General features: G+C 52.3%; 18 protein-coding genes. 6 read left to right on the forward strand and 12 right to left on the reverse strand.

Features of this window, described 5'->3' with window-relative positions; translation table 11 throughout:
• Nucleotides 1-87 precede the first annotated feature (87 nt).
• The 3 genes from B0F88_RS03560 to B0F88_RS03570 are packed head-to-tail and all read right to left on the reverse strand — an operon-like array spanning nucleotide 88 to nucleotide 3,809.
• Nucleotides 88-2,346: an FUSC family protein gene (locus B0F88_RS03560; RefSeq protein WP_104422569.1), complete on the reverse strand. Its 2,259-nt coding sequence runs from the start codon at nucleotides 2,344-2,346 to the stop codon at nucleotides 88-90.
• The gene (locus tag B0F88_RS03565; protein ID WP_104422570.1) at nucleotides 2,343-3,521 is read right to left on the reverse strand and encodes an efflux RND transporter periplasmic adaptor subunit; all 1,179 of its coding nucleotides are present in this window, start codon (nucleotides 3,519-3,521) and stop codon (nucleotides 2,343-2,345) included. Before B0F88_RS03565 ends, B0F88_RS03560 begins: the two co-directional genes overlap by 4 nt.
• 18 nt (nucleotides 3,522-3,539) lie before the next feature.
• The gene (locus B0F88_RS03570; RefSeq protein ID WP_104422571.1) at nucleotides 3,540-3,809 is read right to left on the reverse strand and encodes a YtcA family lipoprotein; all 270 of its coding nucleotides are present in this window, start codon (nucleotides 3,807-3,809) and stop codon (nucleotides 3,540-3,542) included.
• Between the two features lie 476 nt (nucleotides 3,810-4,285).
• On the opposite strand from B0F88_RS03570, the gene B0F88_RS03575 reads away from it, so the two are divergent.
• The gene (locus tag B0F88_RS03575; protein ID WP_258076549.1) at nucleotides 4,286-5,800 is read left to right on the forward strand and encodes a TolC family protein; all 1,515 of its coding nucleotides are present in this window, start codon (nucleotides 4,286-4,288) and stop codon (nucleotides 5,798-5,800) included.
• A 34-nt stretch (nucleotides 5,801-5,834) separates the two neighbouring features.
• Here B0F88_RS03575 and B0F88_RS19630 read toward each other — a convergent pair whose 3' ends face one another.
• A complete protein-coding gene (locus B0F88_RS19630) occupies nucleotides 5,835-5,960 on the reverse strand; it encodes a hypothetical protein (protein ID WP_258076550.1) in 126 nt (41 codons plus the stop codon).
• Nucleotides 5,961-6,000: 40 nt separating this feature from the next.
• Here B0F88_RS19630 and B0F88_RS03580 point away from each other — a divergent pair, with 40 nt between their 5' ends.
• Complete coding sequence (locus B0F88_RS03580) at nucleotides 6,001-7,686, forward strand: ABC transporter ATP-binding protein (RefSeq protein ID WP_258076551.1); 1,686 nt, start codon at nucleotides 6,001-6,003, stop codon at nucleotides 7,684-7,686.
• 10 nt (nucleotides 7,687-7,696) lie between these two features.
• Here the strand turns inward: B0F88_RS03580 and B0F88_RS03585 are convergent, their stop codons facing one another.
• Complete coding sequence (locus tag B0F88_RS03585; RefSeq protein ID WP_104422573.1) at nucleotides 7,697-8,353, reverse strand: J domain-containing protein; 657 nt, start codon at nucleotides 8,351-8,353, stop codon at nucleotides 7,697-7,699.
• A 327-nt stretch (nucleotides 8,354-8,680) separates the two neighbouring features.
• Nucleotides 8,681-9,508 (reverse strand): undecaprenyl-diphosphate phosphatase, encoded by an 828-nt coding sequence (locus B0F88_RS03590; protein ID WP_104422574.1) that lies wholly within the window; start codon nucleotides 9,506-9,508, stop codon nucleotides 8,681-8,683.
• A gap of 376 nt (nucleotides 9,509-9,884) precedes the next feature.
• On the opposite strand from B0F88_RS03590, the gene aceE reads away from it, so the two are divergent.
• Genes aceE through lpdA form a run of 3 tightly spaced genes read left to right on the forward strand, consistent with a single transcriptional unit; the run spans nucleotide 9,885 to nucleotide 15,320 of the window.
• A complete protein-coding gene (aceE, locus tag B0F88_RS03595; protein WP_104422575.1) occupies nucleotides 9,885-12,563 on the forward strand; it encodes a pyruvate dehydrogenase (acetyl-transferring), homodimeric type in 2,679 nt (892 codons plus the stop codon).
• Nucleotides 12,564-12,577: 14 nt separating this feature from the next.
• Nucleotides 12,578-13,873: a dihydrolipoyllysine-residue acetyltransferase gene (gene aceF, locus B0F88_RS03600; RefSeq protein ID WP_104422576.1), complete on the forward strand. Its 1,296-nt coding sequence runs from the start codon at nucleotides 12,578-12,580 to the stop codon at nucleotides 13,871-13,873.
• A 13-nt stretch (nucleotides 13,874-13,886) separates the two neighbouring features.
• Nucleotides 13,887-15,320, forward strand: a complete 1,434-nt coding sequence (lpdA, locus tag B0F88_RS03605) for a dihydrolipoyl dehydrogenase (RefSeq protein ID WP_104422577.1) — start codon at nucleotides 13,887-13,889, stop codon at nucleotides 15,318-15,320.
• 75 nt (nucleotides 15,321-15,395) lie between these two features.
• Here the strand turns inward: lpdA and B0F88_RS03610 are convergent, their stop codons facing one another.
• From B0F88_RS03610 to B0F88_RS03635, 6 genes are all read right to left on the reverse strand, one after another.
• A complete protein-coding gene (locus tag B0F88_RS03610; protein ID WP_104422578.1) occupies nucleotides 15,396-15,785 on the reverse strand; it encodes a DUF2934 domain-containing protein in 390 nt (129 codons plus the stop codon).
• Nucleotides 15,786-15,809: 24 nt separating this feature from the next.
• On the reverse strand, nucleotides 15,810-16,685 hold the full coding sequence (htpX, locus tag B0F88_RS03615; protein ID WP_104422579.1) for a protease HtpX: 876 nt from the start codon (nucleotides 16,683-16,685) through the stop codon (nucleotides 15,810-15,812).
• Nucleotides 16,686-16,767: 82 nt separating this feature from the next.
• Nucleotides 16,768-17,007 (reverse strand): Hsp20/alpha crystallin family protein, encoded by a 240-nt coding sequence (locus B0F88_RS03620; RefSeq protein ID WP_258076552.1) that lies wholly within the window; start codon nucleotides 17,005-17,007, stop codon nucleotides 16,768-16,770.
• 96 nt (nucleotides 17,008-17,103) lie between these two features.
• Complete coding sequence (locus tag B0F88_RS03625) at nucleotides 17,104-17,583, reverse strand: Hsp20/alpha crystallin family protein (RefSeq protein ID WP_104422580.1); 480 nt, start codon at nucleotides 17,581-17,583, stop codon at nucleotides 17,104-17,106.
• Nucleotides 17,584-17,611: 28 nt separating this feature from the next.
• Nucleotides 17,612-17,851 carry a hypothetical protein gene (locus B0F88_RS03630; RefSeq protein WP_104422581.1) on the reverse strand — a complete coding sequence of 80 codons (240 nt, stop codon included), beginning with the start codon at nucleotides 17,849-17,851 and terminating at the stop codon, nucleotides 17,612-17,614.
• Between the two features lie 186 nt (nucleotides 17,852-18,037).
• Nucleotides 18,038-18,529 (reverse strand): Hsp20/alpha crystallin family protein, encoded by a 492-nt coding sequence (locus B0F88_RS03635; RefSeq protein WP_104422582.1) that lies wholly within the window; start codon nucleotides 18,527-18,529, stop codon nucleotides 18,038-18,040.
• A 435-nt stretch (nucleotides 18,530-18,964) separates the two neighbouring features.
• Here B0F88_RS03635 and ggt point away from each other — a divergent pair, with 435 nt between their 5' ends.
• On the forward strand, nucleotides 18,965-20,638 hold the full coding sequence (gene ggt / locus B0F88_RS03640) for a gamma-glutamyltransferase (RefSeq protein ID WP_104422583.1): 1,674 nt from the start codon (nucleotides 18,965-18,967) through the stop codon (nucleotides 20,636-20,638).
• The last annotated feature ends 13 nt before the right edge of the window (nucleotides 20,639-20,651 follow it).

Here is a 20,651-nt window from a genome sequence, read left to right on the forward strand (position 1 = left end):
ATCAAATAGGCCCCGCCACGCGCCGTGAAGCGCGTAATGGTGTATTAATATCTTTGTTACGCAATTTTTAGCCGTCTTTCGTGAACGTTAATCAATAGGCGAGCCGCTTTTCAAGCGGCATGAAACAGAATCCGCGGCTTTTTGTTGGAGTTGTTCCGTCAGCTCCATGATTTGCTGATCCAACATGAACCGCAGTTCCCATTCCATTGCCAGGTCGGCCGGCAGGCTGTCGATGCGGTGGTGTTCGGTGTAGCTTTGTTTAAGCAGCGCGTGGATGTCGGCAACCCCTGTCTGGGACTCCGGTTGCCGGCCTTGCAGTACTAACGCGGTATTCTCCAGAGCGCTTGTCAGTGCCGCGTCGAAAGCCCGGCTATGCTGTTGCAGCTCATCGGGAAAATTGCCGAATTGCTGGCCGCTTAGCAATCGATAGCGCCGCCTGATCTGTAGCAAGCCGGACAAATTGCCGGCCCCTGTAATAACCGCGCTCAGCGCCGTTCTTTCGTTGACTTTGTGGGGCAATCTTGCATCCGGTTCCAGTATCGCGTGAACCACCAAATCCTGGGCGACAGCCAGATCTTTTTCTGTCGATAGGCGCAACGGCAAGGTGGACTTAAGCATCAGGCTCAGGTCCGGCAGCCGGGTTGTGAACTTGGCGAGTGTATGCAGCGCCGCTACGCTATGGTGGCGGGCAAGCACAATCGAACGCCGCGGCCATAGTGCATAGTCGAGTATTCCCATCACGGCTATGCCCAGCAAGATGCCGATCACCCGGTCGCGCGGCAGATAAAGATCGGTGACCTGGCCGAAATCGTGTAAAACGAACATTGCGAACGAAAACCCGAGCTGCCTGCCCATGTAGGCTATGCGTTCACTGCCGGAGGAAATCCAAGCCGCAAGAGCCCAGATCGGGGCTGTTGCAAGCGCAAAGCCGGCGATGGTGTCGAGCTGGGATTGGAACACCAGCACATAAAAGTAGGCGCAGAGTCCGCCGAGGATAGCGCCCGACACGCGTAATATCGACAGCCGGTAGTCGGCGCCCAGGCTGGTTTGCGCCGCGACCAGGCAGGTTGGTATGGCGGTGTTGATATCCGGCCAGCCCAGGCTTTCCACGATCAGCGTGCAGAGTATGGCACCCAGAGAAAATTTAATCCCGAATTGCAGGCTGTCGGCATGCGTCGCCCAGAATTCATAACCCAACCAGGTCGGAAACCAGCCGGCTGTTTCGTTATCGTCGGTTTCGGCCTCGATGGCTTTAATGTCAGGCGAAGCTCCGGGATCATGCAAGTCGCGCATCAACCCGGCGATACGTTGCAGCGCGCGCCAAACTGCTGTTAACAGCGAAGGGTTAGTTGCCGGCGAATAATTGTGCAGCACGTCATCGACCAGCAGCGTGTCTATTTGCCCGGAAACATCGTGCGATTCTTCCACACCTTGCCGCAGCGCTGCACAGGCGCTTTGCAGCGCCAGATAGACATTTAATTTTTCCTGATTCATCGGTTGGGCGCGGTACTCCGCCGTCAATACCTGATCCAGCCAGATCGCCATCTGCCGCAGGCCGTCGATTTCAAGCAGCAGGGCAAGATAAGTATCATGCCGTTTATGCATGGCCGGATGTATCAGTTCCGCGTTTGCCAGCAAGCCCAGTACTTTGCCGAAGCTGCCGGGGCTGGAAAGTGTCGAGATGGCCCGCTTATGGATTTTCACGCCGCTGTCGGCCAGGCGCGCACTCAAGATGTGTTCCACTGCCGTGAGCTGTTCCGCGATATTCGCCTTCAGCTGCTTGCGCGGGTCTTGCGGTTTGATAGTCAGATGCACCGCTGTCCATGAGCCGATAGCGAGTATGCCAATGATCGGGATATTCCACAAGGCGTTATAGATGCCTTGGTCGGGAGTGCTTGGGCTATACAGCACAGCCACCGAATACCAGAGTGCGATGCCGGTAGGCCAGGCGATCAGGCGGGCATGAAACAGGGCGACAGCCAGTATGATGAAAGACAGGGGCAGCAACAACCAGGCATCGTTACCGGCCAACATCAGCGTAAATACCGAGATCAAGGTGGTGACGATGATATAGCCCAGCTGGCGCATGCCGAACGCCAGCGATTGACCGGTATTCGCATAGGCGTCGTAACTCAAGCATATCAGCAGCGCAATCGCCCCCAGCGGCGGCACATGCAGGGTTTGGCCGACCAGGACAATGATCAGCGAAACGATGAACAGGCGTAATGCGGCTACCCGACGTTCTGGAGAATCTTTGAGTTCAACCTTCAGGAATTGCGCCAGGCCGGTTCCGAACCAAAGTCTGCTGCGCCTTTTGTGAGGAACCGAAGCGTCGCCGCGGTTCATTGCGCAATCCGGGCTTTGCTGGTTCCTTGCTCATTGGTTGGCGAAAGCCCCGGAATTTCGGCGGGGCGATCCAGAACGGTGACAAAGGCGGTCATGCCCATGCGCAACGGATGTTCGGGGTCGCGTTCGTGTATTTCGATCCGCACCGGGAAACGGGATGCCAGGACGACCCAGTTCAGGGTGCGCTGAACCTCCGGCAGTACCCCTTGCTGCTTGGTATTATCGGGATAATTGGCCCAGCCGATACCGGTAACCACCCCACGGTAGCGCTTTCCCGGATAACCGACCAGGAACACGTCGACTTCCTGACCGGGGCGGATGGACTGTAAATAGGTTTCTTTGAAGTTGGCGATGACATACCAGTGGCGGTCATCGACCAGCGCGAACATTTGCGTCCCGATCTTGGCGTATTCGCCTTCGCGTGTGTTCAGGTTGGTGACGTAGGCGTCGAAAGGTGCACGCACCGAACAGTATTCGACATCCAGTTCGGCGGCGGCAACGACCGCTTTGGCCGCTTCGATGCGGGCATTGACGTTGCCGACCTGGGCAATCAGCGATACGGCGCGGCGGCTATCGCTTTTGGCCTCGTCTATCGCGCTCCGGGCAGAAAGCTCCTTGGCTCGTGCATCCGCCAGCTCGGCGCGGGATGCGGCGTACTTGGATCGGGCCTGCTTGAGCTGGTCCGCCGTTACATATTGTTTCTCCGCCAATGGCTCAAGGCGTTCCAGATAGCTATGCAGATATTCATCCTCAGCCTCAATCCTGTTGACCTCAGCCTCGGCGGCGGCGCGTTGGTGTTCCAGCCGCTCGATGGCCAGTTCGGCGGAACCGCTGGAGGCTCGTCTTGAATCGACCTCTTTTTCCGCCACCAGTAATTCGGCCTTGGCCTGGGCCAGTTTGGCCTGGTAGGGGCGGGGATCGATCACATACAGCAGGTCGCCCTGTTTGACGTACTGATTGTCTTCGACGTGCAATTCCACGATGCGACCGCTCACTTCGGGCGCGATACCGACGATGTTGGCCCGCACCATCGCATCGTTGGTGCGGGGATGCTGGTAGTTGATGCTCCAGACCAGCATTCCGGTCGAGAACGCTCCGAGCACGATTAATGTGCCGATGATGCGTCCCAGCATGATCCGTTGTTTAAGATTTACAGAATGATCGTTGTTTTCCATGATGGACGGCGCCCGTGTTTACGTCGAATAAAATAACAACCAGATGGCAAAAGTGCATAACGCCCACAGGCTAGGCACAATTAACAGTGGCGGCCCCAGATATGGCGCCAGCCGGTGTCGCACCAATTGCCACATCAGCACCATGCTTGCCATCAGTCCGGCAAGGATACAGATAATCCAGGCAGGCCAGAACGAACCTTCAATACTCAACATCGGGTCGCAAGCCGTCAAAAGAACACTGAAAACGGCCGAAAGACCTATTTTCCGCAATCCCGGCATGAATCTCATAATTTGCACCCGAACCGGGAACTGAGCTGGAATAATCTTCGTAACAACATTTGATTTATTTTAGGCAGCGTATTAATCGGGTCATTAAGAAATCAATCTTTAGATGAAATTTAAAGGTATTAAATAAATTATTTGAGCACCTAATTTTGCTATTTTGAGTCCTCAATTGCCGGCGTCCTCTTTCAGGTAATGCCTGGTCTACATGTATGCGGACTATAGACGGCGAGGACTGTGTGAACAAGGGTTCCAGCGTATAAACTTTTTTATTCTACACAATAAAGATAATGATACAGTGTATAAAAGAACAATATATAAATGATACGCGTATTCCCCGGTATTATTGCTTTATTAAAGCAATGATATTGTTGAGCGGATATTAACTTAACTTTCCAAAATATAACTAAACTGACGATTGAACTAAGGTGTTTTTAAGTTTGCGAGAGTTACAGCGTTGTAAGTGCGCTAACGTTCTATCATTGTTGCTAGGCCTGCCGCGCAGTGTCGGCAGATTGGCGATACCCGCAATGATGGCGTTGACGGCTTGCGTGCCGCCGAGTGCGGTGCAGTTTGATGAACCCTATGTTGGGGTTCCGGTTGATCGTGCCGTTAATTGGCGCGGTTACGAAGCCGGAACAGGCGCGCAGCAGATAGCCATGTCTGGCCGCCCGCGCGAGGAAAGCCCGATCGATACCAAGACAATCTACGACCTGCCTGCGCTAGTCGATCTTGCCTTGCATGCCAACCCGGAAACCAGAGTTAGCTGGGAAGAGGCGAAAGCCGCCGCAGCCAGGCTGGAAAGGAATCGTAGCGCCTGGTATCCGACGCTGACGGCTATGGCGTTCGGGCAATATTTCAAAACCAGTTTTCCCATCCCCGGAAGCGCGTTGGTTAGCACGGGTTACTCCTCTGTCGGCAGCCTGGATCTGGCATGGACACTGTTCGATTTCGGGCGCAGGGAGGCCTTGGTCGATGCGGGCGCGCAGCGCCTCCGCGCCGCTAATTTTGCGTTCAACCGCAAGCATCAGGAAATTGCCTATCGGGTTGCCAGCAGTTTTTTTGCCTATCAGGCTACCCTGGCCAAGGTCACGGCGGCGCAGCAAACACTTGACGCGGCACAGGCCAATTCCGCTTCGGTTCAGGCGAAACTCGACAAAGGCCTGGCTACACGCCCCGATTTGTTGCTGGCGGTTCAGGAGCAGGCGAGAGCCAGTTATGACCTGCAAGATGCACGCAGCTCGGTGACTCAGATACATGCGGATTTAACGGCTAATCTGGGCATTTCGCCTTCTTATACACTGCAACTAATCGATTTAAGCAAGCTGCAGTTACCGGCAAAGCTGGTGCAGTCGGTCGAAAAAATTGTCGATCAGGCATTGGAACAACATCCCGATCTGATGGCGCGGCTTGCGGAATTGCGGGCACGCGAAGCGGAAGTCAAGAAGGCCAGGGCAGAGTTCTTGCCCAAGTTTTCCCTGGGCGGCAGTCTGGGTAATCAATACTGGGGGAATGTGCATACAAATCCGCCCGGCAATGAGAGTTATTCGGCAAGTAATGGCGTCGGTACAGCGATGCTGACGATGGAATGGACCTTGTTCGACGGCTTTGAACGCAGCAATGCGGTGCATGAAGCCGAGGCCAGGAAAGAGGCTTCGAAGGCCCAACTTGAGGCATCGCGCCTGGAAATCATGCGCGATATCTGGAAAGCTTATGCCGACACCAAAACCGCATTGGAAAAACGCGAGTTTGCATTAGCCTTGTTGAAAGCCGCCGAAGAATCTTATGCCGCGACAGAAGAATCTTATACCCACGGCTTTTCCACGGTGATAGAGCTGCTGTCCGCGCAAAAGGATTTGGCGCGCGCCCGTTATACCGAAATCGACAGCCGCGCCACCTTGCTACGATCAGCGGCAACCCTGGTTTATGCTTCAGGAGGACAAAGCCGGGAAGAGTCGAATATCGACAGCGAAACGATTGGCCGCCGTATTCCGTAACAAGCGGTGTGGCGGGATTCATTGATTTGAGCCGCTATCTAATACTGTCCTTTATAATGGTAATATCTTTCTCGAATATTTCTTGAGCCATGCCCCAAAACACATCTTTCCAACGCGCAGCAGACGCGCCCTCTTTGCCCACCGGAACCGTTAAGTTCATTTTGTACTGCTTGTCCGGTTTTCGGGGCTGGATCGTTTTAATGTTGCTTATGGAAACCGGGCAGGCGGCATCCAGCATTCTGGTGCCTTATGCGATAAAAGCCATCATGGATGGTGTCGCGCATCTGTCTGGTACATCGGTGCTGGAAACTTTGCGTGCGCCGCTGTTGTTATTGCTGGGTTTGAATGTAGCGGAAATTCTGTTTAGCCGGGGCAGCGGTGCGGTATTGATTATTATGGGGCCGCGCTTGCGCCAGCGCACGACCAGAGCGATGTACGCCTATCTGCAATACCATGCGCCACGCTATTTCGGCAGCCATTTTGCGGGTGCTTTAGCCCATCGTATCAGCGAAACGGCGATGAGCGTCAATCACACGACATGGTCGGTGTTGTGCGATTTTTGGCCTATTCTGGTCACTTTTTCGGTTTCTATCGCGCTGTTATTAAACGTGCATCAAGGTTTGGGCCTGCTGGTTGCGGGCTGGGTATTGGCCTATGTGAGTCTTTCGTATTGGTTGGCGACGCGCTGCCAGCCTTATGCCCAAAGTTACGCGGCGACGCGCAGTTTGGTGAACGGCAAGATTGTTGATGCGGTGACCCATATTTTGAATGCCAAGCTATTTGCGCGCCTGCATTTTGAACGGCAGTATCTGGACGGTTTTTTGGAAACGGAAGTCCGGGCCGGGCGGCGCACTTTTTGGTATATGGAACGGGTGCGCTGGTTCCAGTTTATCGCCGCTGCGGCGCTGAAAATCGGCACGATTTACTATGCGCTGACCTTGTGGGACGGCGGCGTAATCGGCGTCGGCGATTTCACGATGAGTGTTGGACTGGCATTGTTGATCATCAGCGATGCGCGCAACCTGACCCGGCGTTTTTTGGAGTTTTTCGAATATGTGGGCAATGTCGCCAATGGCGTGAACACGATCGTTCAGCCCCATGAGATTGTCGATGCGCCGGATGCGAAGCCGCTAAAAATCAGCCGAGGCCGGATTGAGTTTCGTAATGTGCGTTTCGGTTATGAGCCGAATCAACCCGTGTTCGACGGCCTCAATGTAGTCATTGAGCCGGGGCAGCGGGTCGGGCTGGTCGGTTTTTCCGGTTCAGGCAAATCGACTTTCGTTGGGTTGATGTTACGCAATTATGAGCCGCAAAGCGGCCGGATTCTGATCGATGGCATGGATATTCAGCAAGTCCGGCTGGATTCGCTGCACGAACAGGTCAGTCTGATCCCGCAAGATCCCAGCTTGTTTCACCGCAGTCTCAAAGAAAATATCGGTTATGGCCGCCTGGAGGCGGACGATGAAGCTATCCAGGTTGCGGCGCGCATGGCGCATGCCGACGATTTTATCCGGGTGATGCCCGAGGGTTATGATTCGTTGGTCGGCGAGCGCGGGGTGAAATTATCCGGCGGCCAGCGCCAGCGCATCGCCATTGCGCGGGTGATGCTCAAGGATGCGCCGATTTTGATTTTGGATGAGGCTACGTCCAGCCTGGATTCGCTAACTGAGCAAACCATTCAGGAAAACCTGGATCGCGCTATGGGCCGCAAGACGGTGATCGCCATTGCACACCGCTTGTCGACGATTGCGCATCTGGATAGGATCCTGGTGTTCGATCAAGGCCGTATCGTCGAAGATGGCGGGCACGATCAACTCCTGGCTCGGCAAGGTGTTTATTACCGTTTGTGGAGTATGCAGGCGGGAGGTTTCTTGCCGTTAACGTGAACTCCGGCGGCTATTGCTCGGCCGCTTTGCGATACCAATAGGCCGCCTTGGTGTCGTCCTGCGCTACCCCTTGACCGGTTTTGTATTTAACGGCGACATTGTATTGAGCATTTGCCTCGCCTTGTTCCGCGGCCTTGAGATACCAGTCAAACGCTTGGACGTAGTTTTGCGCTACGCCTTGACCCAGTTCGTACATAACGCCTAATTTGAACTGGGCTTTTGCGTGGCCTTGTTCCGCCAAGTCCCGATAAAGCGATAACGCTTCCTCATGCCGGCCCCGTTCTTGCAAATCATAGGCTCGTTCAAAGATAACGTTAGCATCCTCCGTGCTTGATGGAGGCGGTTGCTGTGTGTATTCGTCTGGTGTGCTTTGTTCTTGATCATCCTGTTGTTCGGTTTCGTTAAACCGCGTACTTTTACTCTGCCGTCCGGCGATAGCTTCCTGTTCCCGAATCCAGGCGTTATGCGCATTGCGTTTAACGGGGTCGATTAATACCGCATAGGAAGCATTCACCAGCTTTATGATTCTTTCCGCCTCCTCATTGCTGCCTTGGAATTTATCAGGGTGAAAAGTCTGGCAAAGGGCTTTATAAGCCGCCCTGATCACACTGATGGGGGCGTCTCTTGTAACTTTCAGATTGTCGTAATGGGTGCGTATCTTGACCATAACTGATTTCTTATTATTATTTTATTGTGAACAAATATCTTTGTGATTATAACTGTTTTCTATTGCCGTATTAACCGCAAAAACGCGGGGGGTCGGGGTCTGATAGATCGGATTTCCCTGCCGTCCAAGCCGCGCCGGTTGAATGCGCGTTGCGCAATATACCAATGATATTGTCTGCGTTTCAAATCAAGAGCCATCTATAAAGATCGGGTCTAATAAGAGGATGCCGAGGTGGGCGTTTTTCCGGCTGATGAAGGCGGTCATGTAGGGGCGACAACAAGTCAGGCCCGGCCGAATGTCCGCGCTGTTGCTCTCCTCGGTGGTATTCTAATCAACCGTCCATTGCACCAAGCCGCTGTATGACGTGGCAATAACAATCAAGCCGAAGGCTATGCGGTACCAGGCGAAAACAATGAAATCATGATGGCTGATGTAACGTAATAACGCCTTGATCGCCAATAGCGCGCTGAGAAATGCGGCGGCCAGTCCTGCGGCAAAATAAGGCGTGTCGGCCGCTAGGTCCAATAAATCGCGGTGTTTATACAAATCATAGAGGCTGGCGACAATCAGTGTCGGAATCGCCAAGAAAAATGAGAATTCCGTTGCGGCTTTGCGCGACAGTCCGAACAGCAAGCCACCGATGATGGTTGAACCGGATCGTGAAGTTCCCGGAATCAGCGCAAAAGCCTGCGCGACGCCGAGTTTTAAGGCATCGAGAGCGGTTAAATCGTCGACTTCAAAGATGCGGGTTTTATGCTCCCGTTTTTCCGCCCAGATAATTACGAATGCGCCTACGATGAATGCCAGAGCCACCGGAATAGGTTTGAATAAGACGGCTTTGATGTATTTACCAAACAACAGGCCCAGGGTCGCTAGCGGCATGAAGGCAATTATCAGGTTAAGGGTGAATTTTTGCGCCTGTTTCTGGTTGGGTAAGCCCATAATGACGGTAGCGATTTTGGCGCGGTATTCCCAGCACACCGCCAGGATTGCGCCGACCTGAATCACAACTTCAAATAGCTTGCCCTTGTCGTCATTAAAACTCAGCAAGTCGCCGACCAGGATTAAATGTCCGGTGCTGGAGATCGGCAAGAATTCGGTCAGGCCTTCAACAATGCCCAGAATGATGGTTTTAAGCGTTAAAATTAAGTCCATGTTTCATTAGTAATGTGGGTGGAAAATCAGTCGGTTCCGGTTTCGGAGGTTCTCTATTCATAATAAACCGCGAGGCCTTAAAAAAACAAACATCCGGCGAACAAAACCCGGATCGGTCCCCCCGCTTTCGGCGTCAAAATGACTAAAACGGGTGCATTGCCCCCTCCGCATTGTTTATACTATGTTCAATTACCGGAGTGCTTCTGGCCTTATTTTCACTATTTTAGTAAGATGCCGGGTTGCGCTATGCTCATACGCCCTATGGGTAAATTCAACTTATACCCAAAGGGCATAAGTTTCGTTTGAGCGGGCGAGCTGCTCAACTCAGCTTTATAATTTTTTAATCCGTGCATATCCGCCGTAACAGGATCAATCAATGACCAACAGTTTAATCTCAAAAATCACCGGACAGAATGACATCGATCCCGCAGAGACCAGGGAGTGGATTGAAGCGCTGCAAGCTGTGCTGGAACATGATGGCAGCGAACGCGTACACTTTCTGATTGAGCAGCTGGTCGCGGTCACCCGGCATGCGGGACTCGACATCCCTTTCAGCGCCAATACCGCCTATCTTAATACGATTCCAGTCTCTAAACAGGCGCAGTTTCCCGGTGACGTTACTATAGAACACAAGATTCGTGCCTATGTCCGTTGGAACGCGATGATGATGGTGTTAAGGGCGAATAAGCACACCAACGTCGGCGGCCATATCGCCAGTTTTGCGTCGGCGGCCACTTTGTATGATGTCGGCTATAACCATTTCTGGCATGCGCCTTCCGATCAACATGGCGGCGACCTGGTTTTTACTCAAGGCCACTTAACGCCGGGCGATTATGCCCGCGCCTTTTTGCAGGGACGGTTGACGCTGGAACAGATGGATAATTTTCGTCAGGAAGTAAACGGTAACGGCTTGCCGTCTTACCCGCATCCCTGGCTGATGCCGGATTTCTGGCAATTCCCGACGGTCTCTATGGGCCTTGGCCCGATTATGGCTATTTACCAAGCGCGTTTCATGCGCTATTTACAGGATAGAGGGTTCGCCGATACTTCGAATCGCAAGGTCTGGAGTTTTCTTGGCGATGGCGAAACCGACGAGCCGGAATCGTTGGGCGCTATCGGCATGGCCGGACGGGAAAAACTGGACAATCTTATTTTTGTGATCAACTGCAACCTGCAACGCCTGGATGGGCCGGTGCGCGGCAACGGCAAGATTATCCAGGAACTGGAAAGCGAGTTCCGCGGCGCCGGTTGGAATGTGATCAAGCTGGTTTGGGGCCAACGCTGGGATGCGTTGCTGGCTCGCGATAAAGACGGGTTGTTGGCGGCCCGCATGATGTCCTGCGTCGATGGCGACTACCAAACCTTCAAGGCTAAAGACGGCGCCTATGTGCGCGAGCATTTCTTCAATACCCCGGAATTAAAAGCGATGGTTTCCGACTGGTCAGATCGCGACATCTGGGAACTTAACCGAGGCGGACATGACCCGGTTAAAGTGTTTGCCGCTTTCCAGGCGGCGGTGAATCATCAAGGCCAACCGACCGTCATTCTGGCAAAAACCATTAAAGGTTACGGCATGGGCGCATCGGGAGAAGCCCAGAATATTTCCCATCAACAGAAAAAAATGAGCGAGATTTCGCTAACCAACTTTCGCGATCGTTATGGGTTGCCTGTCACTGACGAAGAGATGCAGAAACTGCCTTATCTGAGTTTTGCTGAAGGCTCGAAAGAACTGGCCTATATGCAGCAGCGCCGTCATGAACTGGGCGGCCATTTGCCGTCCAGAAGGGCAAAATCCTATGCGCTGGATGTGCCGGTGTTGAGCGATTTCAAGGCGTTGCTGGAAGCCAGCGGGGAAGGTCGCGAAATCTCCACGACGATGGCTTTCGTGCGCCTGCTCAACATTCTGGTCAAAGACAAAAATATCGGCAAACGCATCGTGCCGATTGTTCCCGACGAGTCGAGAACTTTCGGTATGGAAGGCATGTTCCGGCAGTTGGGCATCTGGTCGCAGGTTGGACAGTTGTATACCCCGCAAGATGCCGATCAGCTGATGTTCTACAAAGAAGACAAGCACGGGCAGGTGATGCAGGAAGGCATTAATGAAGCGGGCGGCTTGTGCGACTGGATTGCGGCGGGAACTTCGTATTCAACCCATAACGTACCGATGATTCCGTTTTTTATTTACTACTCGATGTTCGGTTTCCAACGCGTGGGCGACTTGATTTGGGCGGCGGCCGATCAACGCACCCGCGGCTTTTTAATGGGCGGCACGGCGGGCAGGACTACGCTGAACGGCGAAGGTTTGCAACATGAAGACGGACACAGCCATTTGATGGCGGCGACCGTACCCAACTGTGTGTCCTACGATCCGACTTATGCCTATGAACTGGCGGTGATTATCCAAGACGGTTTACGGCGTATGTATGTCGAACAGGAAGATGTGTTTTATTACATCACCGTGATGAACGAAAACTACGAGCATCCTGCGATGCCTAAAGGCGTGGAGCTGGACATACTCAAAGGCATGTACAGCTTTAAGAAAGGCGCGAAAAAGAAAGCGCCCAGGGTTCAATTGCTGGGTTCAGGAACGATTTTCCGCGAGGTCGAAGCCGCGGCTGAGTTGTTGAGCAATGACTGGGGCGTGGAAGCCGATTTATGGAGTTGCACCAGCTTTACCGAATTGGCCAGAGACGGCCAATCCTGCGAACGCTGGAATCGCCTGCATCCGGCCGAAACAGCCAGACAATCCCATGTCGCCAGCTGCCTCGCCAATGCACAAGGCCCGGTGATAGCCGCAAGCGATTACACCCGCGCCTTTGCGGAGCAGATTCGCGCCTATATTTCCGCCCCTTACACCGTTTTGGGTACCGATGGTTTCGGTCGATCCGATACGCGCGAAAATCTGCGCCGGTTTTTCGAGGTAGACCGCTACCATGTGGCGATTGCAGCGCTAAAAAGCTTGGCGGATTTGGGGCAGTTTGAAGCCGCCAAAGTGGACGAGGCTATTGCCAAATACGGCATCAACCCTGATGCAGCAGCTCCCTGGCTAATCTAACGGAAGGACAAAAAATGGCTTTTTTGATTGAAATTAAGGTTCCTGATGTCGGCAATGTCGCAGATATCGATGTAGTAGACGTATTGGTTAAACCGGGCGACGAGGTAAGCCTGGAACAAACCCTGGCTGTGCTTGAAACCGACAAGGCCAGCATGGACTTACCCTCCAGTGCGGCGGGTACGGTGCAGGAATTGTTTATCAAACCCGGCGATAAGGTTTCTGAAGGGACGCTGATTGCGACGGTATTGGCGAGCAGCGAAGAGGTAAGCGTTGCAAAACCGCAAGAACCGGTACAGCAGGCGGCGGGGCCAGCGGAAACAACAGTGGAAAAAACGCCTGAACCCGCCAGTCAACCGGCTATTGTTACATCCGAACCTGCGCAAGAAGCCTTGTCGAGCGCCGTTTCTGCCGTAGCGGCGCATGCCACGCCGGCTGTCCGGCTTTTCGCCCGCGAACTGGGCGTCGATATACAAAAAAAAACCGCCGGTACCGGTCGTAAGGGGCGCATCGTAAAAGACGACGTGAAAAACTTCGTCAAGAAGGTCATGGTTGAAAGTGCGGTCCAAGGCGGCAGCGGAATCCCGGCAATGCCGGCCGTCGATTTCTCCCAATTCGGCGAGATAGAAGAGCAGAAACTCAGCAAGATAAAACGCCTGACCGGGCAAAACCTGAGCCGCGTGTGGCTGAACCTGCCTATGGTCACCTACCATGACGAAGTCGATATTACCGAAATGGAAGCGTTCCGCGTTGCGCTGAATGCCGAGAAATCCAAGGACGACGTCAAAATCACCGGCCTGGTATTTATCATCAAGGCGCTGGTTGCCGCGATGGAACAGTTCCCGCAATTTAACGCGTCATTGTCCGCCGATGGCGAAAGACTGATTTTCAAGAAATATTTCAATATCGGTATCGCGGTCGATACCCCCAACGGCTTGGTGGTGCCGGTGCTGCGCGATGTCAACCGCAAAGGCGTCAACGAGTTAACCGCCGAACTGGCCGAGAAAAGCAACAAAGCCCGTCTGGGCAAGCTGATGCCTGCCGATATGCAAGGCGGCTGCATCACGATTTCCAGTCTCGGCGGCATCGGCGGCACGGCATTTACGCCGATCGTCAATGCGCCGGAAGTGGCGATACTCGGCGTTACCCGCGCCAAAATGCAGCCGGTCTGGAATGGCAAGGAATTTATACCGCGCCTGATGTTGCCGCTCGACCTGACTTACGATCATCGGGTGATCGATGGTGCGGAAGGCGCGCGTTTTATGGCTGCCGTCAAACAGTATTTGGGCGACATTCGCCGTTTATTGCTTTAATCAAGAGGATAATATGGATACTAATCCAGCGATTAACGAATCTGTGGTACATGCGGAAGTTCTGGTATTGGGCGGCGGACCCGGCGGCTACACGGCGGCATTCCGCGCTGCCGACCTGGGCAAGCAAGTGGTATTGATCGAGCGCTACCCGGCGCTTGGCGGCGTGTGCCTTAACGTCGGCTGCATTCCATCCAAAGCCTTGCTGCATGTCGCGCAGGTCATTCACGAAGTCGATGAATTTGAGCAGCACGGCCTAAGTTACGGCAAGCCCAGCTTCGATATAGACAAAATCCGCAGCTGGAAAGAAAGTGTATCCAAAACGCTGAGCGACGGCTTAGCCCGTCTGGTAAAACAGCGCAAAGTGACGTTGATCCAGGGTACGGGAACATTTACCTCATCCCATACGATCGAGGTGAAAACCGAAACAGGCGTAACAACCGTCAGCTTCGATCAGGCGATTATTGCGGCCGGATCGCACCCTACTAAAATCCCTATTTTTCCGCATGACGATCCGCGGCTGTGGGATTCGACCGATGCACTGGAATTAAAAGAAATCCCCAAAAAACTGTTGATTGTCGGCGGCGGCATCATCGGGCTTGAAATGGCTACGGTTTATCATGCATTGGGATCGGAAATCAGCGTGGTCGAACTGATGGACCAGATCATTCCCGGCTGCGATAACGATCTTGTCACGCCGTTGTATCGGCGCATTAAAAAACAATATCAGAATATCTGGCTGGAAACGCGGGTTGCCGCAATTGAAAAGCACAAAGACGGCTTGAAAGTTTCTTTTGAAGGCAAAGGCGCGCCGGAGTCGGCCATCTTTGATGCGGTGCTGGTAGCCGTCGGGCGCAGACCTAACGGCAAGAAGATTGGTGCCGATCTGGCCGGCGTTAATGTCGATGAAATCGGTTATATCGCGGTCGATAAGCAGCAGCGGACCAACGTCCCGCATATTTTTGCGATAGGCGACATAGTCGGTAACCCGATGCTGGCGCACAAAGCCACTTATGAAGGCAAAATTGCAGCCGAAGTTGCGGCAGGTTTGAAAGCCGGGTTCGATGCCTTGACCATCCCCGCTGTCGCCTATACCGATCCTGAAGTCACCTGGATGGGGCTGACTGAAAATCAGGCCAAACAGCAAGGCATAGACTATGACAAAGCGGTTTTCCCTTGGGCGGCCAGCGGACGCTCGTTGAGTCTGGGGCGGAAGGAAGGCTTGACTAAAATCCTCTGCGAAAAGGAAACCGGCAGAATTCTAGGTGCAGGCATGGTCGGCCCCAATGCCGGTGAATTGATTGCCGAGGCAGTGCTGGCTCTGGAAATGGGTGCCGATGCCGAAGATGTCGGGTTGACCATTCATCCGCACCCAATGCTATCGGAAACTTTCGCGTTCGCCGCCGAAATGATCACCGGTTCGATTACCGATCTTTATATAAAGAAATAGCAATTATGTTGTGCTGCTGCCCGGCTTCGTCGATGCAGCAGCGCAAATCTCAGAACGTGTGAATGAGGAAATTTATTAATACCACACTGAAACTAATTTCCGGCACTCGGCTTTCCATCCGCATTCTGCTTCTTTACACATGCTATTGATTTCAGAGCGGAAACAAGGGTAATGCTCAGTAGCATTTTGAATTGTCCGAACAAGTTCTATGTCTGAAGACAGACCAGCCGGGTTTGGAATTCCGATGAACGCCGCCAACTGTTGCAAGCTTAAAACCGTCATCGGGCCGTCTTCTTCCAAAATTGAAATATACAGAGCCACCAGCATCTTGTAATACTCTATTTCAGCCTCTAACCAATCGGCCAATTCTTTGCCGGGTTCAAATGCTCTGGCTTCCGCTTTGTAATAAGCGGCTTCTGAAATCCATTGATGCTGGTTAATAGACTTTACTGCATGATTTAGCATTGTTTCGAACCATGGTTGCTTGTCTTAATGGATGTTTTGCAGGGCTTCGATACGCTCTTCTAACGGCGGATGGCTCATAAACAGTTTGTGCGCGCTGCCGCCGCTAATGCCGAAAGCCGCCAGTTGTCCAGGCAGGTCTTGCGGTTCATATTCGCGTTGCAAGGCGCGAAGAGCGCCGATCATTTTGCCCCGTCCGGCCAACTGGGCGCCACCCGCATCGGCTTTAAACTCACGGTAGCGCGAGAACCACATGACCAGCATTGAGGCCAGGAATCCCAAGGCAATTTGCGCGGCCATCTGGGTAATGAAATAGCCGATGCCATGATCCCGCTCGTTTTGAAGAATAACACGGTCGACAACATGGCCGATGATGCTGGCAAAAAAGTAAACGAAGGTATTTACCACGCCTTGCATCAGGGCCATCGTAACCATGTCGCCATTGGCGACATGAGTGATTTCATGGCCGAGCACCGCTTCAATTTCATCGTTATTCATATGTTGCAGCAAGCCCGTACTGACTGCGACCAACGCACTGTTTCTGTTCATGCCGGTCGCAAAGGCATGGGCTTCTGGAGCTTGAAAAATACCGACTTCCGGCATGCCGATGCCCGACTGTTGAGCTTGTTTGGCGACAATATTAACCAGCCATTGCTCGGTCTGGTTTTGCGGTTGGCCGATAACCTGAACCCCCATAGCCTGTTTTGCCGTCCATTTCGATATCGCTAAGGAAATGAACGACCCGGTCATGCCAATGATTGCCGAAATAACCAGCAGCGCGTTAAGGTCGAGATTGATACCCTGAGCATCTAAAGTGCCGGTTAAGCCCAAAAGGCTAAAGACAATGCTAATTACAACCATTATTGCGACATTGGTCGCCAGAAAAAGAAAAATACGCATCATATTTAGGCCTGCTATATCAAAATTGTGACTGAAGAAAACAGTTTGGAACTATGTCTTTGGAATGGTGATGGTTAGTACACCGTTACGGTATGCAGTCTCCATTTTTGCCGCGTTGGCAGGTTAACACCCGTTGAAATTGGCCGATGAAACGCTCCCGGTATCGGTATTGACCGTCTTTGCCATCAGCTTCATCCTTTGCGTGTTCTGTTTTGATTGAAATACGCAGAACCTGATTTTCCAGCTTTATGTCTATTGATGAGTCATCGGCGCCGGGCGCATTCACGGTCACAATATAGCGATCCGGTTTTTCCTGTAAATCCACGTCGAGCGTTGTGCTAAATGAGTTGGATTTGATATTTTCGGGTTAGCACTTGGCACAGCTCAGAAAGGGCGGTCTTAACTGGCCACCCTTTACGGACTAATCAATGTTGATGTTTTTGCGCTTGCTTTTTTCGGTTTTAGGAATAGTCACTTTCAATATTCCGTCTTTGAACGACGCTTTTGCGTTGTCGCCATCGACATTGTCGGGCAAGGACAGTGTGCGCTGGAATTCGCCGCGCGTTATTTCGCGGCGAAAGTATTTGCCTTTTTCACCTTCCTTTTTGTCTTCCTTAGTGGAAGAGCGGATGGTGATGGTTTGGTTGTTAACAGATACATGCAGATCTTCTTTTTTGAAGCCCGGCAACGCAGCCTGAACTTCTATGTCGTTGTCGTGATCAATAATATCAACTTTCGGGAATCCTTTTTCCACGCTTACAGGGAAATTCCAGTCTAACAGTCTGGGCCACCTGCGAGAAAGAAAGTCGTCAAAGAAATTATCAAATGAAATCAAATCGCCGGCCGGTGAGTCGGCCATTAATTCCGTGCTTTTCTTTATGTTTTGTGTATTGGTTTTCATAGCATTCTCCGTAATATGGTTCGATCTATCATTCCCATCCGTTATCCGGCCCGGAGTAGCTGAGCTTATGTTTAGTCGCGTATTCAGCACACAAACTACTGCTCAGCTCAAGCCACTTTTCAAGTGCATGGTTAGGTGTGGAGCCGCAGCTTTCGGTTTTGTAACGGGTAATCTCAGTAATTCGGGTATAGCAATCAGGAAGATTGACCGGTAAACCGGATTCATTAAGATTTATTGTCTTTTCAAGTTGTTGACTGATTGCAATCATTTTCCACCTCGCTATTGAGGGGGCTTACATCTCTTGTGTTGAACATGAAATAAAAGCACTGGTAGCCATTCTATATAGAATGGTGGGAAAAAATATTGGTACAAACACTTATCCTTACTCGTTGTGCGCTTTTATCCTGGGTGCTTTTTTTACACCCAGGATAGTTTTGTGGAATCAAAATGCGGACTACTTGACTTCGATGGTTTTGCGTTTGCTTTTTTTTGTTTTAGGAATGGTAACTTTCAATATTCCGTCTTGGAACGATGCTTTTGCGCTGTCAGCATCGACATTGTCAGGCAGAGACAGAGTACGCTGAAACTCGCCTCGGGTTATTTCGCGGCGAAAATATTTACCTTTTTCCTCTTCTTTTTTCTCTTCCTTGGTTGTCGTGCGGATAGTGATGGTCTGGTTGACAATCGACACCTCCAGATCCTCTTTTTTTACGCCCGGTAACGCAGCATGAACCTCTATGTCATTATCGTGATCCAGAATATCGACTTTTGGAAAGCCGGTTTCCGGTAGGGTAGGCGCATTCCAATTCAGCAAGCCAGGCCATCTGCGCGAGAGAAAGTCATCAAAAAAACTGTCAAACTCATCAAATGACACTAATCCGCCGCGTGATGTTTTGGGCGATATTTCAGAACCTTTTTTTGTCGCATCTATTTCTTTAGTTGTCATAACTTACTCCATTAATATCTTTTTAAAATTAAAACATTGTTTTAAACGGATTGTGCCTTACATAAGACAATGGGGTTTACAGTAAAAACGCCTGCTCTCTGCCTTATACCGGTCTTCAAGGTTTAAACCCTCTGCTTTCTGCGTTGTAATAGGCAATTTCAGTGAAGGCATATAGTTCCGCAGTCTTCGGCGGGGTTTGAAAGTTTTTTAGCAGTTGCCGCCATTTTTATCTCGGTATGTTTAAATATCGTTTTATGAAATAAATACCGTGGCAATTATTCTAAATATAAAAACGGTAAAAAATATTGGTACAACTACCTAGCAAGCCATGTTAGCGGCGAAGCCAAGCCAGTTGGGCTCCAAGCCTTCCTGTTTTCGAAAATGTGGTTTAATGACTCCATCCATTCATCGGTTCAACGTCAAATAGAGGAAAAAATGTTTAAGAAATGTTATGCGGCGCTATGGTTAGCGGTTGTTTTTGGCGTTACGCAGGTTCATGCGGATGGTTCCAGGGCTGCAATCGCCAGTGCGCATCCGTTGGCGACCGCAGCCGGGTTTGAAGTGATGGAGAAGGGTGGCAATGTTTTCGATGCGGCTGTCGCTGTCAGTGCGACATTGGCGGTTGTCGAACCTTCCGGGTCCGGGTTGGGCGGCGGCGGTTATTGGCTGCTGCACCGTGAGCAGGACGGTTTTGAAACCATGATCGACGGGCGAGAGACAGCGCCGTTAGCGGCTCACCAAGCTATGTACCTGGACAAGGCGGGCAAAGTGGTCCCCCGTTTATCGCTTGACGGCGCGTTGGCTGCGGCTATTCCCGGCATGCCTGCGGCGCTGGTGCACCTGTCGGAAAAATACGGACGCTTGCCGTTGGCGGAAAGCCTGCAACCTGCGATCAGGGCGGCAGAGAGCGGTTTTGCAATCGGCGAGAAATACCGGAAGTTGCTCAAGTTCAGGGTTGAGGTGATAAAAAAGCACCCGCAGACGGCACAGATTTTTTTGCCCGACGGCAAGGTTCCCGAAGCTTATTCGATACTCAGGCAGCCGGACTTGGCCCATACCTTAAAGCAACTGGCGGTCTCGGGCCGGGACGGGTTTTATGGCGGCGAGATCGCCGATAAACTGGTGGCGGGCGTCAACGAGGCCGGCGGCATCTGGACCAAACAGGATCTTGCATCCTATCGGGTGGCCGAGCGGGAGCCGGTAAAGGGCAGTTATCGCGGCATAAAAATCACCAGCGCCGCGCCGTCGTCATCCGGCGGTATCGTGCTGATCGAGGCCTTGAACATTTTGTCGGGCTACGACTTGAATCAGGCCGATGAACAGACCCGAAAACATCTTATTACCGAAGCCATGCGCCGCGCTTATCACGACCGGACCTTATACATGGGCGATTCCGATTTTATCGACATGCCGGTTAAACGCTTGCTGAATGAAGATTATGCGGCCGGATTGCGCAGCAGTTTGCGTGCTGACAAGGCATTGCCCAGCGCGATGATGTCGGGCGAAATTCAGCCGCAGCCCGAAGGCGTCAATACCACGCATTTTTCGATTATCGATGAAGAAGGCAACCGGGTTGCGGCGACGCTTAGCATTAACTTTCCGTTTGGCGCGGGATTGGCTGCGCCCGGCACCGGCGTGTTGTTGAACGATCAAATGGATGATTTTGCCAGCCGGCCGGGAGTAATGAACGGCTACGGCCTGGTCGGCAGTGTCGCCAACGTAATCGCGCCGGGTAAACGTATGTTGTCCAGCATGACGCCCACTTTTCTCGACGACGGCCATAAAGTCGCGGTGCTGGGAACACCCGGCGGCAGCCGGATCACTACGATGGTACTGCTAGCCGCTCTGGATTTTGCCGAAGGCAATGGGCCGGACTCATGGGTGCAAGTGCCGCGTTTCCACCATCAATTCATGCCTGACGTGATCGAATATGAGAAAGGCGCCATGACAGCGGACGAGCTTACCGGCCTGGCCGCAATGGGGCATCAACTGAAAGAGGCGCGCTATAACTACGGCGATATGCAGGCCGTGCAATGGAATAAAACCACGCATCAGCTGGCAGCGGCGAGCGATCGGCGGGGCGAAGGGCGCGCCGTTGTCGGGCATTAGGCAAGGATTATGC

This window comes from Methylobacter tundripaludum (assembly GCF_002934365.1).
Taxonomy (GTDB): domain Bacteria; phylum Pseudomonadota; class Gammaproteobacteria; order Methylococcales; family Methylomonadaceae; genus Methylobacter_A; species Methylobacter_A tundripaludum_A.

Bases quoted from the DNA above. Each gene is read 5' to 3' on its own strand.
- B0F88_RS03560 (WP_104422569.1), bottom strand. From the start codon at position 2,346: ATGAACCGCGGCGACGCTTCGGTTCCTCACAAAAGGCGCAGCAGACTT.
- B0F88_RS03565 (WP_104422570.1), bottom strand. From the start codon at position 3,521: ATGGAAAACAACGATCATTCTGTAAATCTTAAACAACGGATCATGCTG.
- B0F88_RS03570 (WP_104422571.1), bottom strand. From the start codon at position 3,809: ATGAGATTCATGCCGGGATTGCGGAAAATAGGTCTTTCGGCCGTTTTC.
- B0F88_RS19630 (WP_258076550.1), bottom strand. From the start codon at position 5,960: ATGAACTTAACGGTTCCGGTGGGCAAAGAGGGCGCGTCTGCTGCGCGT.
- B0F88_RS03580 (WP_258076551.1), top strand. From the start codon at position 6,001: ATGTTGCTTATGGAAACCGGGCAGGCGGCATCCAGCATTCTGGTGCCT.
- B0F88_RS03585 (WP_104422573.1), bottom strand. From the start codon at position 8,353: ATGGTCAAGATACGCACCCATTACGACAATCTGAAAGTTACAAGAGAC.
- B0F88_RS03590 (WP_104422574.1), bottom strand. From the start codon at position 9,508: ATGGACTTAATTTTAACGCTTAAAACCATCATTCTGGGCATTGTTGAA.
- aceE (WP_104422575.1), top strand. From the start codon at position 9,885: ATGACCAACAGTTTAATCTCAAAAATCACCGGACAGAATGACATCGAT.
- aceF (WP_104422576.1), top strand. From the start codon at position 12,578: ATGGCTTTTTTGATTGAAATTAAGGTTCCTGATGTCGGCAATGTCGCA.
- lpdA (WP_104422577.1), top strand. From the start codon at position 13,887: ATGGATACTAATCCAGCGATTAACGAATCTGTGGTACATGCGGAAGTT.
- B0F88_RS03610 (WP_104422578.1), bottom strand. From the start codon at position 15,785: ATGCTAAATCATGCAGTAAAGTCTATTAACCAGCATCAATGGATTTCA.
- htpX (WP_104422579.1), bottom strand. From the start codon at position 16,685: ATGATGCGTATTTTTCTTTTTCTGGCGACCAATGTCGCAATAATGGTT.
- B0F88_RS03625 (WP_104422580.1), bottom strand. From the start codon at position 17,583: ATGAAAACCAATACACAAAACATAAAGAAAAGCACGGAATTAATGGCC.
- B0F88_RS03630 (WP_104422581.1), bottom strand. From the start codon at position 17,851: ATGATTGCAATCAGTCAACAACTTGAAAAGACAATAAATCTTAATGAA.
- B0F88_RS03635 (WP_104422582.1), bottom strand. From the start codon at position 18,529: ATGACAACTAAAGAAATAGATGCGACAAAAAAAGGTTCTGAAATATCG.
- ggt (WP_104422583.1), top strand. From the start codon at position 18,965: ATGTTTAAGAAATGTTATGCGGCGCTATGGTTAGCGGTTGTTTTTGGC.